11 protein-coding genes are annotated in these 13,758 nt (G+C 49.3%); 4 read left to right on the forward strand and 7 right to left on the reverse strand.

The window, feature by feature from the left end:
* Positions 1-206 precede the first annotated feature (206 nt).
* Positions 207-3,194 (forward strand): bifunctional diguanylate cyclase/phosphodiesterase, encoded by a 2,988-nt coding sequence (locus TW77_RS09855; protein ID WP_082078898.1) that lies wholly within the window; start codon positions 207-209, stop codon positions 3,192-3,194.
* Positions 3,195-3,361: 167 nt separating this feature from the next.
* Here TW77_RS09855 and TW77_RS09860 read toward each other — a convergent pair whose 3' ends face one another.
* Both TW77_RS09860 and TW77_RS09865 read right to left on the reverse strand, forming a co-directional pair.
* Positions 3,362-5,068: an alkaline phosphatase gene (locus tag TW77_RS09860; protein ID WP_046004814.1), complete on the reverse strand. Its 1,707-nt coding sequence runs from the start codon at positions 5,066-5,068 to the stop codon at positions 3,362-3,364.
* Between the two features lie 98 nt (positions 5,069-5,166).
* Positions 5,167-6,360: a cation:proton antiporter gene (locus tag TW77_RS09865; RefSeq protein ID WP_046004815.1), complete on the reverse strand. Its 1,194-nt coding sequence runs from the start codon at positions 6,358-6,360 to the stop codon at positions 5,167-5,169.
* 228 nt (positions 6,361-6,588) lie between these two features.
* Between TW77_RS09865 and TW77_RS09870 the strand changes: the two genes are divergently transcribed.
* The gene (locus TW77_RS09870) at positions 6,589-7,509 is read left to right on the forward strand and encodes a manganese-dependent inorganic pyrophosphatase (protein WP_046004816.1); all 921 of its coding nucleotides are present in this window, start codon (positions 6,589-6,591) and stop codon (positions 7,507-7,509) included.
* Positions 7,510-7,563: 54 nt separating this feature from the next.
* Here TW77_RS09870 and TW77_RS09875 read toward each other — a convergent pair whose 3' ends face one another.
* Both TW77_RS09875 and TW77_RS09880 read right to left on the reverse strand, forming a co-directional pair.
* Positions 7,564-8,466 (reverse strand): DMT family transporter, encoded by a 903-nt coding sequence (locus tag TW77_RS09875; protein WP_046004817.1) that lies wholly within the window; start codon positions 8,464-8,466, stop codon positions 7,564-7,566.
* 207 nt (positions 8,467-8,673) lie between these two features.
* Positions 8,674-9,606 (reverse strand): NADP-dependent oxidoreductase, encoded by a 933-nt coding sequence (locus TW77_RS09880; RefSeq protein WP_046004818.1) that lies wholly within the window; start codon positions 9,604-9,606, stop codon positions 8,674-8,676.
* A gap of 285 nt (positions 9,607-9,891) precedes the next feature.
* On the opposite strand from TW77_RS09880, the gene TW77_RS24235 reads away from it, so the two are divergent.
* Entirely contained in the window at positions 9,892-10,629 is a 738-nt protein-coding gene (locus TW77_RS24235; protein ID WP_052713136.1) for a helix-turn-helix transcriptional regulator, read from the forward strand.
* 353 nt (positions 10,630-10,982) lie between these two features.
* On the opposite strand, the gene rpmG is transcribed toward TW77_RS24235, so the two are convergent.
* From rpmG to radC, 3 genes are all read right to left on the reverse strand, one after another.
* Positions 10,983-11,138, reverse strand: coding sequence for a 50S ribosomal protein L33 (gene rpmG / locus TW77_RS09890; protein ID WP_005493124.1), 156 nt, complete (start codon positions 11,136-11,138; stop codon positions 10,983-10,985).
* 12 nt (positions 11,139-11,150) lie between these two features.
* On the reverse strand, positions 11,151-11,387 hold the full coding sequence (gene rpmB / locus TW77_RS09895; protein WP_010383680.1) for a 50S ribosomal protein L28: 237 nt from the start codon (positions 11,385-11,387) through the stop codon (positions 11,151-11,153).
* Positions 11,388-11,665: 278 nt separating this feature from the next.
* On the reverse strand, positions 11,666-12,340 hold the full coding sequence (gene radC, locus TW77_RS09900; RefSeq protein WP_046004819.1) for a RadC family protein: 675 nt from the start codon (positions 12,338-12,340) through the stop codon (positions 11,666-11,668).
* 130 nt (positions 12,341-12,470) lie between these two features.
* Between radC and coaBC the strand changes: the two genes are divergently transcribed.
* On the forward strand, positions 12,471-13,670 hold the full coding sequence (coaBC, locus tag TW77_RS09905) for a bifunctional phosphopantothenoylcysteine decarboxylase/phosphopantothenate--cysteine ligase CoaBC (RefSeq protein ID WP_046004820.1): 1,200 nt from the start codon (positions 12,471-12,473) through the stop codon (positions 13,668-13,670).
* Positions 13,671-13,758 lie beyond the last annotated feature (88 nt).

Below are 13,758 nucleotides of genomic sequence, written 5' to 3' on the forward strand. Positions count from 1 at the left end.
TTTTTGATAACTGTGGAATATTTCATTCATGAAATTTTTACGCGCCGGGGTGTTACCAAAAAGCCGAAAAATTAATAACTCTCGACTAGTATTTAGCTTAAACGGGTTGGTTAAAGCGCGCTGCGCTTGTATCATGCCGCCACCTTAAACCCAGGCGAGTTTTTATTATTAAAGAAATATCAATAAAACAGCGATTTTACCGATTGATGCTCATACTCAGTCTGCCTGGCTTTTTGCTGATCCTGGCTCTGTTGTTCGCGCAGCGCAGCAACATGCTACAACTACAGGAGCAACAGGCCCTGATGTATGCCAATCAGGTTGCCACATTACAACATGCCGAAGTGGCCGCCACACAAACGCTGCTGCAACAACTGGCCTATCAGCCAGACAATTTGCAACACCATGGTGGTCGCTGCCCACAACTGCTGTCCAATGCACAGCATCTGTCGCCCAGCTTTGCCAACTTTGGTCTGGCCAAGCCTGATGGTAACGTCACCTGCTCTTTATCTAAGATATCGGGCCCTATCTCCATTGCCGATCGCCCCTACTTTCAGCAGGCAATCGATGAGGGCACCTTTAGTATTGGTGAATATCAGCATGACAGAAGTATCGACAGTGCCACACTCAACTTTGCCCACCCGGTTTATCAGCATGGTCAGCTGGTGATGGTGATCATAGCCGTGAAACGCTTGTCACACTGGAGCCGCTCACTGTCCAGACTCACGCTGCCTCAGGGCACCCGCGTGATGATTGCCGATCACACCCGTGCGATTGTCGCCGAATACCCATACAGTACTGAGCCTTTGGGCAGAGCTGTTAGCTCAGACTGGCCAGCGAGTCTGAGCGAGCAGGCGGTGCTACTCAATGATGCCAATGGTCACCACTATGTGTATATTCGCCTGCCTTTATTGGCCGCGCGCGGTGAGCTGAGCATCTATTTCGCTTTCCCATTTGAAGCGGCCTGGCAACAAACGCAGCGCCACTTTGCGCTGGTTTTAAGCAGCTTTTTTATCTTGCTGTGCCTGCTTATCTGGCTGGCCCGTTATCGTCTCAACAAAACCCTGCTGCTACCCTTAACGCAATTCAGGCAAGCCATTGCAGCCCTGGCACAGGGACGCACACTGGATCTCACCCGCCACACCATGCCACAGGAACTGGCCGTGCTGGGGGAACATTTTGAAAACATGGCCAAAGTGCGGTTGCAAACCGAGCAACAGTTAACCCATAAACACACAGAACTGCAAACTCTGCTGTCGGCGCTGCCCGACAGCTACCTGCGCGTCGATACACAGGGGCAGGTACTGGCTAAACACGGTAACCTGGTGCAACAAGGCAATACGCTGAGCGAGCTGTTTCCACACCATATTCATAAACGGATCCGGGTTGCGCTAACACTCCTTAAAGAGCAGCCTCAGCTGCTGCTGGAATATACCCAGGGCGAGAATCAGCAGGGCTATGAGGTGCGTGTTCAGGGCATGAGCCACGGCGAAGAAGCTGTGATAGTGATCCGAGATATCAGCCACCGCAAGCGCCAGGAAGAAGCACTGAATCTGGCGGCGCTGGTATATAACAACTCCAGTGAAGGCATGGTCATTACCGATGCACATGGTTATATCCTGGATGTTAACCTTGCATTTGTTGAAGTGACCGGATTCAGTGCGCAGGAGGCCATTGGAAAAACCACCGCGATTCTCAACTCAGGCAAACACGACCGCGACTTTTACCGCCAGATGTGGCATGCACTCAACGACACCGGCCGCTGGCAGGGCGAGATAGTTAACCAACGCAAAAATGGTGAGCTGTATACCGAATGGCTGACCATAGATACAGTTTATGACGAGCAAGGCGCGCCCTACCGCAGAGTAGCCATTTTTACGGATATTACCGACAACAAACGCAAAGATGAGCAACTTTGGCGACAAAGCCACTATGACTCACTGACCGATCTGCCCAACCGGACTAGCCTGAAAAAGCATCTCAATACCTTGCTTGAAACACCTGGCACATCGCTGGCCATTCTGCTGCTGGATCTCGACCATTTTAAGGATATTAACGACACCTTAGGGCATTATTATGGCGATCAGCTACTGGCCCAGGTTGCCAAAGCGCTGCAGTCTCTGGAACAACCCGGCCTGACGTTATCGCGGATCGGTGGCGATGAGTTTGTGATTATCTGCGAGCACTGTCGCACGCAAGCGCACGCCATTTCACTGGCGGAGCGTGTCCTGAAGGTATTTAAGCAAGACTTTATCCTCGAAGGTGAACATTGTCAGATAGGCGCCAGCATTGGCATTGCGCTTAGCCCCAGAGACGGTGATAGCAGCGAGCTGTTACTGAAGGCCGCCGATCAAGCCATGTACCAGGCAAAAAGCCTGGGCCGCAATGGGTATGCCTGCTTTGACTCGGCCCTGCGCCAGCAAAATGAGCAGCGGCTTGTTATGCTCAGAGACATGCGTCAGGCATTAACCGACGCACAATTTGTGATGTACTATCAGCCGATAGTGACCATGCAAACCCGGCAGATCCACAAAGCCGAAGCCCTGATCCGCTGGCAGCATCCAGACAAGGGGATGATCAGCCCGGGTCACTTTATACCCCTTGCTGAGGAGACCCAGCTGATCCATCAACTGGGAGAGTTTGCCTTCCAGCAAACGCTGCAAACACTCAGCCACCTGCAACAACGCCATGGTGCGTTCCAGATCAGTCTGAACGTATCGCCAGTGCAGTTTAACGCCAAACACACCAGCCTGCTGAAGTGGCAAGAACAGCTCCACGACGCCAATTTGCAACCCGAAGACGTGGTCATTGAAATCACCGAAGGCCTGATGATGCAAGGAGAAGGCCGCAGTCAGGCACGCCTTGGTCAGCTCATCCAGCAAGGGTTTTCAATTGCGCTGGATGACTTTGGTACCGGTTACTCCTCCCTGGCTTATCTTAAGCAAATGGACACCGACTTGATCAAGATAGACAAACGCTTTGTTGATGGCATTGAACACAACGAAGACGACCTGGTACTGTGCGAAACCATGATCATGATGGCACATCAGCTAGGGCTTAAGGTCATTGCTGAGGGCATTGAAACCGCTACGCAGCATGAGCTGCTCAAACAAGCTGGGTGTGATTATGGTCAGGGGTATTTTTATGCCAAGCCTATGAGCCTGGCCGATTTAGAGGCTTTGTTGTACAACAGTTAGGAGTGTCACATTTTAACCAACCCAACACTCAGAGCCATGCACTTGTATTTGAACAGCTTTTTCTCGCCTTCAGCTCAAAACAAAAAAGGCCACAGTTTGGCTGTGGCCTAAATAAGATCGGCAGATCTTTTATGTTAGTTATTATGGATTATCCTTAAAAACCTGTCTTACTCAGCCTCTGCCAGGCCCAGCGCTTTAATCATCTTAGTGCCGATGTCGACATGGTGTTGCAGTGTTGAGAACTGCTCAGTCACGCCAGCCGGACCAAACGCGTAGACAGGAACAGGTGCAGCTGTGTGTGTACCAGTGCCCCACACTACGTTTTGCTGTTTCGCCACGATGCGGCCAACTTTGGCTGTATAGTCTTCAGTGCCGTACACATAGAAGTCAGAGAAGTCATCAAATTTAGGCAGCGGTACATTGTCGCTATTGAAGCCTTTAAATTCATTCATGCGAGCGGCTTCGTCAATGCTGACTTCATACGGCGTGTACATTTTGATGGCATCTTGCCAGTCCTGATCCGTTGAGTTGCTGAAGTCATAGTCACCATTTACATGGCCAATCACATCGTAGAAGGTACCTTTTTGTGCGTACAGCGTATCCAGTAATTCAAGACCACCGAAATTAAACTTAGGCTTGTATTGTTTACCGCGCATACCGTCGCCCGGCAGGTCAACACCGTCTGGTTTGTTGTGGCTTGAATAGCTGAAACCAAAGCTACCTGTTTCGTGGTCAGCAGTCACAACAACCAAAGTGTCGGTACGCTCTTTAGCCCACTCATGAACAGCTTCTACCGCTTCGTCAAACTTCAGTAGCTCATTGAGCATCCAGCCCGCGTCGTTCGCGTGACCTGCCCAGTCAATCTGACCACCTTCGATCATGAGGAAGAAACCGTCTTCATCTTTAGACAGTATATCCAGCGCTTTCAGTGTCATGTCTTTTAAAGAAGGCTGAGTACAGCTGTTATCCGCTTTACATGCTTTATAGGCAATCCCATCTGCCATACCTGACTTCGCAAACAAACCGAGGATTTTGTCACCTTTAAGTGCACTCAGTTGTGCATTGTCAAAGGCCAGCTCATAGCCATGCTGCTCTTTTGCCTCTACCACAACATTGCGTTCATCTTTTCGTTTTGAGTCTGAATATGACTTTTCAGGCATGCCCAGAGCAGCCATTTGCTGCTTAACTTCAGCCGCTTTTTGTTTAATTTCCTCTGAGGCACCTTCGGCTTTCGCCGCTTTTAGCACTTCAGGTAAGAATGCACGCGCTCCGCCAGAAAGCATGACATCGACCATGCCACTTTCAACCATTTCAACGGCAATTTCCGGCTCGTAAGAGCGGTGAGGCTGGTGTGCAGCAAAGGCAGCTGGCGTAGCATGAGTCAGGCGCGTATCAGAGACCAGACCTGTTGCTTTGCCTGCTTTCTTAGCTTTCTCCAGAATGGTTTCAATCACATAACCCTGGTCATCCAGACCAATCATTTCAGAGCCAGCGGCTTTGCCCGTTGCCAGCTGTGTTGCTGAACAGGCTGAGTCAACGACCAGCTTGCCATTTTCGCCATGTGGTGCGTTTAGTGATAAACCCAGATGACCACCGGCAGCAAGTTTAGACAGCGCGGTTTCATTGTTTTTATTGTTATACGTAGAATTGGGTGCACGACGTGCATACTCTTCAAGTAATCCAACCTGCTGTGCGCCCATCCCGTCTCCAATCAACAGGATAACATTCTTCACCTGAGTAACAGGCTTAGGCGCAACTTCAACCTCTTTAACAACCTCAACTTCTTTTACGACTTCTACCGTTTTGGTATCGTCATCATTACATGCGGTCAATAAGACGGCAGATACCGCCACTGCTAATAGCTTTTTTTTCATTGTAGTGTTCCTAAAACGTAATCATCTGAGCCGCGGCACAGTTTAGGGACACTTGATGACTCTTTTATTTCAGCCGGATTACACTTTGTGTTATTGCACTATTGTTTTTTCATCAAAAAAGCGCCAGCCAGATGGCCACTCACCCCAAAGATAAAGATACTCAGTAAGACGGTGGCTGCCGTGATCTTAGTGATCAGCAGACTGTCTGGCAGTTCAGAACCCAGCAGCATCAGACTTAACACCACCGACGCCAAACCTTTTGGCCCAAACCAGGCCAGCACCACTCGCTCGTACCAATTTAGCCGGGTGCCCAGTAATAGTAAGATCACAGGAAAGAAGCGGAACACAGCCACTGCCAGCAGGGCATAGGCCCACACCAGCCAGTCAAATGTTGTGAACATCAGCACACTGGCGCTGATCCCGAAGATCACCCACAGAATATAAGCCGCCAGGTCAGCAATGTGCTCACTTTCTTCAATGAGTTTGTCTTTCAGGGCATCACGAAAACCATAGTCAAACAACAAGCCACTGATAAACACCGCGATAAAGCCGCTGCCGCCAGCTAATTGCGTAACGGAAAACACCGCAATGGCAATCCCGATAAACAAAAACGGACTGCTCTTGGCGGCAAAGAAGTGATGACGATAGGTCAACTTTATCAGGTAAATGGCGATAGCAGTTAACACTAATGCAACAACCAGTGCGAGGCCGACTTCCTGCAAAAATAGCGCTCCCAGAGAGCGCTGCGCGGGCTGCTGGGTATACAGACTGCTGCTGAGTAAGAACAGAAAAACCGGCACACATAAACCATCATTCAGGCCACTTTCCACATTAATGGCCTCGCGAAGCTTAGCCGGTACCTGCTTTTGCTGAATAAAGCTCTGACATAAGGCCGCATCGGTGGGTGTCAGCATAATCGCCAGAATAAAACAGCTTAGCCAGGGCAAAGCCAACAGCGCATATGCCCCAAATGCCGCAAACCCCATGGTTAATGGCAGCGCGAGCAACAGTAACAGCGGCAGTTGATAGGAGTGCAGCAGCACTCTGAGACGAGTTTTTGCCGCATCAGAGAACAAAAAAATGGCCAGGATCAATTCTACCAGCGGCAAAAACTCACGCAGCGTTTCCAGCCGCAGCGCCAGTGAATCCTGAAAATACCAACCCAGGGCACAGCCAAACAGCACAAACCACATCGGCCCGGTAAATTCCGCCCGCTGCAGCTGACGAATAGCAATGGAATATAAAAAAATGGCCAGCCCCAGCCAGGCCAGCACCAGATAGATTTTTTCCACTTAACGCCTCCTTGGCTAAGTTAAACAAAGACCACTTTATACTACGCTTGCAGTATTAACAGAGCAAAGAAAATACCCGGATAGCTTGCAGTTACATTCGGGATAACAACTCAGAGCGCAAGCGGATGTTATGCGGCACATGAAAAAGCTGCGATTAGCCCAGCTTATGCTGTTTTCTTGTGGTTAATTTTTGCTAGAATGGCGACAAATTTTTTTGGAGAACCGTCAATGGCAATGTATGTAGTGGGACACAAGATCCCAGACTCAGATTCAATTTGTGGTGCAATTGCACTGGCTTACCTGAAGAACCAGATCGGTGAAGAAGCAGTTCCAACACGTTTGGGCGATGTTTCTCCCGAGACCCAGTTCATTCTGGAGCGCTTTGGCTTTGAAGCCCCGGAGCTTAAGCTTAGCTATGCCGGTGAAGAAGTCTATATCGTTGACCATACAGAGAAAACACAAGCGCCAGACGACATCGACGAGGCTACTGTTGTTGGCGTGGTTGACCACCACAAACTGGGCGACCTGACTACCTCAACGCCGCTTGAGTGTTGGATCCGTCCGGTAGGGTGTAGCAATACCATCATTAAAATGATGTACGACTTTTATGGCGTAGAAATCCCACAAGGGATTGCAGGCCTGATGATGTGTGCCATCCTGAGCGATACAGTGATCTTCAAATCACCAACTTGCACGACAGCAGACATTAAATGTGTAGAAGCACTGGCTGAAATTGCCGGCATCGAAGACTTTAAAGCACTGGGCATGGAAATGTTCAAAGTCAAATCCGCGGTTGAAGGCACACCGGCACGCGACCTGGTAATGCGTGACTTTAAAGACTTCAACATGAACGGCAACCTGGTTGGTATCGGCCAGCTGGAAGTGATCGACCTGTCTGTATTCGACGACATCAAAGCCGACTTGGAAGCTGACATTGCTAAGCTGAAAGAAGAAGGTGGCCGTCACTCAGTATTACTGCTACTCACCGACATCATGCAAGAAGGCTCACAAATGCTGATCGCTTCTGACGACGAAAGCATTGTCGCCAAAGCCTATAAGGTTACCCCTGAAAATAGCCGAGTATGGCTGGATGGCGTACTAAGCCGTAAAAAGCAGGTTGTTCCGCCACTGCAAGATGCATTCGCATAAACCTGGCTGATAAACCTCAGAAAAAGCCCTGCTCCTGTCAGGGCTTTTTTGTTTTTAGCTGCTCTGCAAGGCAGACGATGCATTTTCTTTCTTGTTATCACGTTTACCCTGATACTGGTAAACAAAAATGGCACACATGATGATGCCCAGGCTAACCGGGAGCCGCGCGTCAAATACCTGATCGCTGATGAGATAAGATAATAGCACCCCCACGGTTGGCACCAGATAATTACTGAATGAGGCAAAAGCCGGCCCTTTGCTCATGATCAGCTGCATAAACAAGATATACACGACTCCACCACAGAACACCCCGAGATAACCACTGGCGAGTACTGCGTCTAGTTTGATTTGTGCCACATCCAGTGGCGAAAATAACACAGCCAGGGGCAGTAACTGCACAGCAGAAATCGCAATCACATCACGAGCCACAACCACAGGGTGCAGATGTGCAAGCTTTCTGACCAGGATTAGACTCAGGGCAAAGCTCAGCGCCGCAATAAAAATTGCCGCAGCTCCCACAAACTGAGAGGTCGATTGCGTTTGCAGCTGGGGTAAAAATAAATACAACAAGCCGGCAAATCCAATCAGGCCACACACAACCCCTTTAACGCTAAACTCACTGTCTTTGAGCAATAAGGGGGCAAGTAAAATCGTCAGCAGAGGATTCATGCCCGTAATGACCGCGGCATGCGCAGCTGCCGTTGTTTGCTGCCCCCAGGCCACGAGCAGAAATGGTAAAGTGGCTTCCAGCAAGCCAATGACAAACAACAAACGCCAGTGTCCGGGTTCACGCTTTAAACCCAGAAAATAACAGGCAACAATCAGTACCAGCGCACCGATACCAGAACGCAACGCGGCTATCCACAGTGCCGGGATACTCTCCAGCGCAACAGCATTAAAGGTATACTGGGATCCCCACAGCAATCCGCACGCTATCAACATCATTATAGACTTCATCAAACACTCCTTTTATTGGTTAGGGTAACCAACCAGGCTTGCATGTTATACCAATTTGCTTAATTAAGTGTTCTATTTTGAGGCAAGAAAATAGGGGGATAACAAGGCAAAAATTTTGCTATTTAGTTGTTCTAAATAAGAAATTTTTAACACCGTTAGCGCCATATTTGCTCCCTCAAATTGAGCAGGTATTAAGTGAAATTGGTATTAGATTCGAATAACAATTTTGCCCCGGACATGCTCCGTTTCTGAGCGAGCATGAGCTTGTGCGATTTGAGCAAAGGGCATTTCAACAATCTCGGGAAGTTTAATCTCGCCACTGTCAATTAAGGTGCCGATGTGTGCAAGCTGATCACCATCTGGCATGACCAACACCCGTTCATGGGCGAAGCGATATCGGCTGGGTAACGCGTGCGTCTTCAGCGTTGAAATGTACAGGCCGGATGCGTTTAGCGCATCATATATCCCCGGCGCATCGTTATCGACAACATCAAACACCACATCAAACTGTCCCAACGCTTTTAGATAATCAGGGGTGCGATAGTCTGCCACCTGATCTGCGCCCAGTGCGCGCAGGTAATCATGATTGGCGGCCGATGCAACCGCACTCACGCGCGCCCCCTGGCGCTTTGCAAATTGCACAGCAAAACTGCCAACTCCACCACTGGCACCATGGATCAAGACCTTTGTACCCGGCCCAATCTCTGCCAGCTGATGCATTGCCTGCCAGGCCGTAAGCGCAGTCAGCGGCACTGAGGCGGCCTCGGCAAAACTCAAAGAGCGCGGTTTTTTTGCCACCAGCGCGGCATTCACGCTGATGTATTGCGCATAAGCCCCGTCCCTGCTCAAATCGCCAAAGGCATAAACAGGGCTGCCAATTTGTAAGCCACTCACCTGCTTGCCCATTTGCACGACCCTGCCTGCCACATCCCAGCCCAAGATCAAAGGCAATTGATGCAGCCCCTCTGCTGCTAACCAGCCTTCCCGCACTTTCCAGTCAACCGGATTAACACTGGTACAGACCACCTCAATCAAGACATCATCTTCAGCGACATGGGGTAATGGTACTTGCTCTTCAAGCAATACCTGCCGATTGCCATAGGTATGAATTCGAAGGGCCTGCATTGTTGTACTGTTCATCATTTTCTCCTGATTAGATAGCGTGCTTCAACCCCTGCTATGCTAGTGCCTTTACCCGGTTTTACACCTGTACAGGTGGTCAGGTCATGGCGCAGAGAAGCTTGATAAGCCGGTTAAAGGGTCCGATTTACGCCAAACCAGACCAAAACAAAGAGGCGTCATACTCCTACTCTTTGCGCGCGACTATAATTGAGAGAAATTAAGCTTTAAAAATAAACACTTGACTAACCATATCCCGATAATAATATCGTTACTCATAATGGAAAATAACTGTGCTGCATTGCTATGATTAACAAGGATAAACTGTTCCAGACACTGGATTTTATTGACAGCTGTGTAAAATCAGATAATGACGGTCATTCAGTCCATCTACTGTTTAATAAACTGGATAAAATTATTCCCATCAAAAGCGCCATTTTAGCCATTGATATACATGAGCAATTTCAACTTACCAGTCCCTCGCAACTATTTACCTACAATTTAAATAGTGAGTGGCAACAGCTCCACTTTCAGCGTAAGTTCTATCAACAAGATCCGGTCCTTAACGCAGCCTCACACAGCAGCCGGGTCATCGACTGGCAAAGTGCCTTTCAGTTCTCACCTGCCAAACAGCCTTATTCCAGTGACTTTCAGCTGCTATCTCAGAAATATGTGGGCAGTCACGGCCTGTCGGTTGTGGTCAATAATCACAGTGGCTCTACCTTGTTGTCGCTTGCGACACAAGCTATGCCAGACCAAGATGGTGAACAGCTCCTCTCATATATTGCGCCACATTTTCATGAGTTATTTTCACGCGATGGCGAAAATACCCGACGCAAAATGGGAATGCCGCAATTATCCGCTCGCGAGCTTGAAGTATTAAAATGGGCAAAGGAAGGCAAAGCCAACGGCGATATTGCGCAGATCCTCAGTATATCTGAGCGCACCATCAAATTTCATTTATCGAATATATTTACCAAGTTCAATGTGATTAACCGTACTCAGGCCATCGCCAAAGCCATGCACTTTGGTATTATTCAGTAGCTTAAAATGCCCCCAGTAATAGCCCGGCCTCTTAGTCATAACCTCTGAATAAAACGCTAGTTTTTAGCACGATACCTGCCGATGCCCCCGGACAATGAAGAAGCGACTATATTCGGCTGTGCAACTCTATGTTCTCGCTGGGCGTATTGTGAAATAAGCGCGCATGATCATGTCACCATGCTAGGTTATGTCGCGAAAGATATGTGGAGAGACGTAAAAAAAGGGTAAGCACCATCTGCATAGTGTGATGAGACACCAAAAAAGTAGCTCAGACTTGGCAGAATGCTAAAACAGGCTAAACGCAGGCAATAAAAAACCCGGCCTGAGCCGGGTTTTTCGAATCTAAAAGCGAATTACTTGATTTTCGCTTCTTTGAAGATCACGTGCTTACGTACTTTAGGATCGTACTTTTTGATCTCCATTTTTTCAGGCATGTTACGCTTGTTCTTGTCGGTAGTGTAGAAATAACCAGTACCAGCAGTAGAAACTAGACGGATCTTATCACGCATGATTTAAGCTCCTTATACTTTTTCGCCGCGAGCACGGATATCAGTCAATACCGCGTCGATGCCTTTTTTATCGATGATACGCATACCTTTAGTAGTAGTGCGTAGAGTAACAAAGCGCTTTTCGCTTTCAACCCAGAAACGGTGTGTTTGCAGGTTAGGTAGGAAACGACGCTTAGTTGCGTTGCGCGCGTGTGAACGGTTGTTACCAACAACCGGGCGCTTACCTGTAACTTGACAGACTTTAGACATGTCTATATATCTCCAATAACTTCGCTCGAGCTTAACTTCCCCTTAGGCCTTCAAACTGCTTGCCCTGGGTAAAATCAAAGGGCGCTCTTTATACAGTATTTACAGGCAGAGTTCAAGGATCTGATGATATCCTAATCAGCTCATGGGTAAATTTGATAGCGGCCAATTATAATGATCCATGGCCGCTTAGGAAAGTAAAAACTGCATTTAAATTAAACTATTTTTAATTTATGCTAGGAAAGCGCCCTGAAACACGCCATATCCGGGCCAATCCCCTGCTACAACAGCCCCCTTTGGGCAAATGAAAGGCAACAACTCCCCGCCACAATTAAGTGATCAAGTACCTGAATATCTACCAATGCGAGGGCGCGCTGCAATTTATTGGTGATCAGCTTGTCTGCTTCACTGGGTTCAGCCACCCCCGAAGGGTGGTTGTGGGCAAAGATCAAGGCGGCCGCATTGTATTTTAGTGCCGCTTTTACCACTTCTCTGGGATACACACTGGCGGCATTAATTGTGCCCGAAAACAGCACCTCATCTCGGATCAGGCGATTCTGGTTATCTAAAAACAGCGCCATAAACACCTCATGGTGCAATCCCTTGAGCTGAATTTTCAGATAGTCACTGACCGCCTGAGGCGAGCCAAACTGCGCATCGCGAACCATGTCTTCCAGCAAATAGCGGCGGCTCAGCTCCAGTACCGCCTGTAACTGCACGTACTTGGCTTCACCCACCCCTTTAAACTGACAAAACTCGCCGCACGACACATTCATCAAAGCCTGTAACGAGCCACTTTGCTCAATCAGCGACTGAGCCAGCTCTATGGCATTCATACCTGCCACCCCGGTACGTAAAAAAATAGCCAGTAGTTCGGCATCACTGAGCGCACTGGCGCCACTGGTTAACAGGCGCTCTCTCGGGCGCTGTGCTTTGGGCATGGCCAATAGTTGCATGTTTGCATCCTCCTTGTGGGCATTCATCACGTCACTGTGATTCTCTGAGTGTAGTCACCGGGCAGAATAATTCAAAACCCGGGGTAGGCTATGCTATCTTAGCGCTAGTTTTTATTTGCAGGGGCCGAGCATGAGCCAAACACACAAGCGTATTCTTCTGGGGATCAGCGGTGGGATCGCCGCCTATAAATGTGCCGAACTGGTACGACGGTTAAAAGAGCAACATTGTGAAGTCAAAGTGGTGATGACTGAATCGGCTAAGCAGTTTATTACCCCATTGACCATGCAGGCAGTATCGGGCGAGCCCGTTGCTGACTCTCTACTCGACCCGGCTGCCGAAGCCGCTATGGGCCATATCGAGCTGGCAAAGTGGGCTGACCTGGTTTTAGTGGCTCCGGCCAGCAGCAATATCATCGCCAAGATGGCCGCAGGTATCGCCGACGATCTGCTTACTACCTTATTGCTGGCAACGCCGGCCAAAGTGGCCATAGCACCGGCCATGAATCAGCAAATGTATGCACACCCGGCAACCCAGGCCAACCTCAGCACACTGGCAAACCGGGAAGTGGCTGTCTGGGGACCCGGTCAGGGCGAGCAGGCTTGTGGCGATGTGGGTAAAGGCCGCATGTTGGAGCCACATGAGCTGGTCGCGCTGGCACTGGATGCACTGACACCCGAAGCCCCGCTGCTGGCGGGTAAAACCGTCACTATCACTGCGGGCCCCACGCGCGAGGCACTCGATCCGGTGCGCTATATCAGTAACCACAGCTCAGGAAAAATGGGTTACGCACTGGCAGAAGCTGCGCTTGCATTGGGCGCTCATGTTCATCTTATCTCCGGCCCGGTCACGCTCACGCCACCACCAGGTTGTGAAGTACATGCGGTGAGCAGTGCGCTCGATATGCATCAGGCAGCCATGAAATTAGCACCTAATTCAGATGTGTTCATAGGCTGCGCGGCCGTGGCGGATTACCGCGCCGCAGACATCGCCGAACAAAAAATCAAAAAGCAGGGCGATGAGATGACCCTGACGCTGGTGAAAAACCCGGATATCATCGCCGACGTTGCCGCGCTGACCGCGCAGCGCCCTTACACAGTGGGGTTTGCCGCTGAAACCCAGGATGTCGCGCAATATGCGCAAGGCAAATTGAAAAACAAAGGGTTAGATATGATCTGCGCCAACGATGTCAGTCAGGCCGGGATAGGCTTTAATGCTAATGATAACGCACTGACCCTGTTTTGGGACAATGCGCAACAATCTTTACCCCTGGCAAGCAAGTCAGAGTTAGCGCTTACTGTCGTCAAAGCAATTGCCGGTAAACTTAATTAAGTTCATGTTAAAAGACTGGAAAGAAGCTGAATAAAGCATTAACATGGCCAAATAATTGAGTTTTGGGCTCCGCAGTTAGTCGTTCAGG

This window comes from Pseudoalteromonas rubra, assembly GCF_000967655.1.
Taxonomy (GTDB): Bacteria; Pseudomonadota; Gammaproteobacteria; order Enterobacterales; family Alteromonadaceae; genus Pseudoalteromonas; species Pseudoalteromonas rubra_A.

What these genes read in the sequence shown, in the direction of transcription:
- rpmB (WP_010383680.1), bottom strand. Translation starts at nt 11,387, where the DNA reads ATGTCTAAAGTCTGTCAAGTTACAGGTAAGCGCCCGGTTGTTGGTAAC.
- rpmG (WP_005493124.1), bottom strand. Translation starts at nt 11,138, where the DNA reads ATGCGTGATAAGATCCGTCTAGTTTCTACTGCTGGTACTGGTTATTTC.
- radC (WP_046004819.1), bottom strand. Translation starts at nt 12,340, where the DNA reads ATGCAACTATTGGCCATGCCCAAAGCACAGCGCCCGAGAGAGCGCCTG.
- TW77_RS24235 (WP_052713136.1), top strand. Translation starts at nt 9,892, where the DNA reads ATGATTAACAAGGATAAACTGTTCCAGACACTGGATTTTATTGACAGC.
- TW77_RS09855 (WP_082078898.1), top strand. Translation starts at nt 207, where the DNA reads ATGCTCATACTCAGTCTGCCTGGCTTTTTGCTGATCCTGGCTCTGTTG.
- TW77_RS09860 (WP_046004814.1), bottom strand. Translation starts at nt 5,068, where the DNA reads ATGAAAAAAAAGCTATTAGCAGTGGCGGTATCTGCCGTCTTATTGACC.
- TW77_RS09880 (WP_046004818.1), bottom strand. Translation starts at nt 9,606, where the DNA reads ATGAACAGTACAACAATGCAGGCCCTTCGAATTCATACCTATGGCAAT.
- coaBC (WP_046004820.1), top strand. Translation starts at nt 12,471, where the DNA reads ATGAGCCAAACACACAAGCGTATTCTTCTGGGGATCAGCGGTGGGATC.
- TW77_RS09870 (WP_046004816.1), top strand. Translation starts at nt 6,589, where the DNA reads ATGGCAATGTATGTAGTGGGACACAAGATCCCAGACTCAGATTCAATT.
- TW77_RS09875 (WP_046004817.1), bottom strand. Translation starts at nt 8,466, where the DNA reads ATGAAGTCTATAATGATGTTGATAGCGTGCGGATTGCTGTGGGGATCC.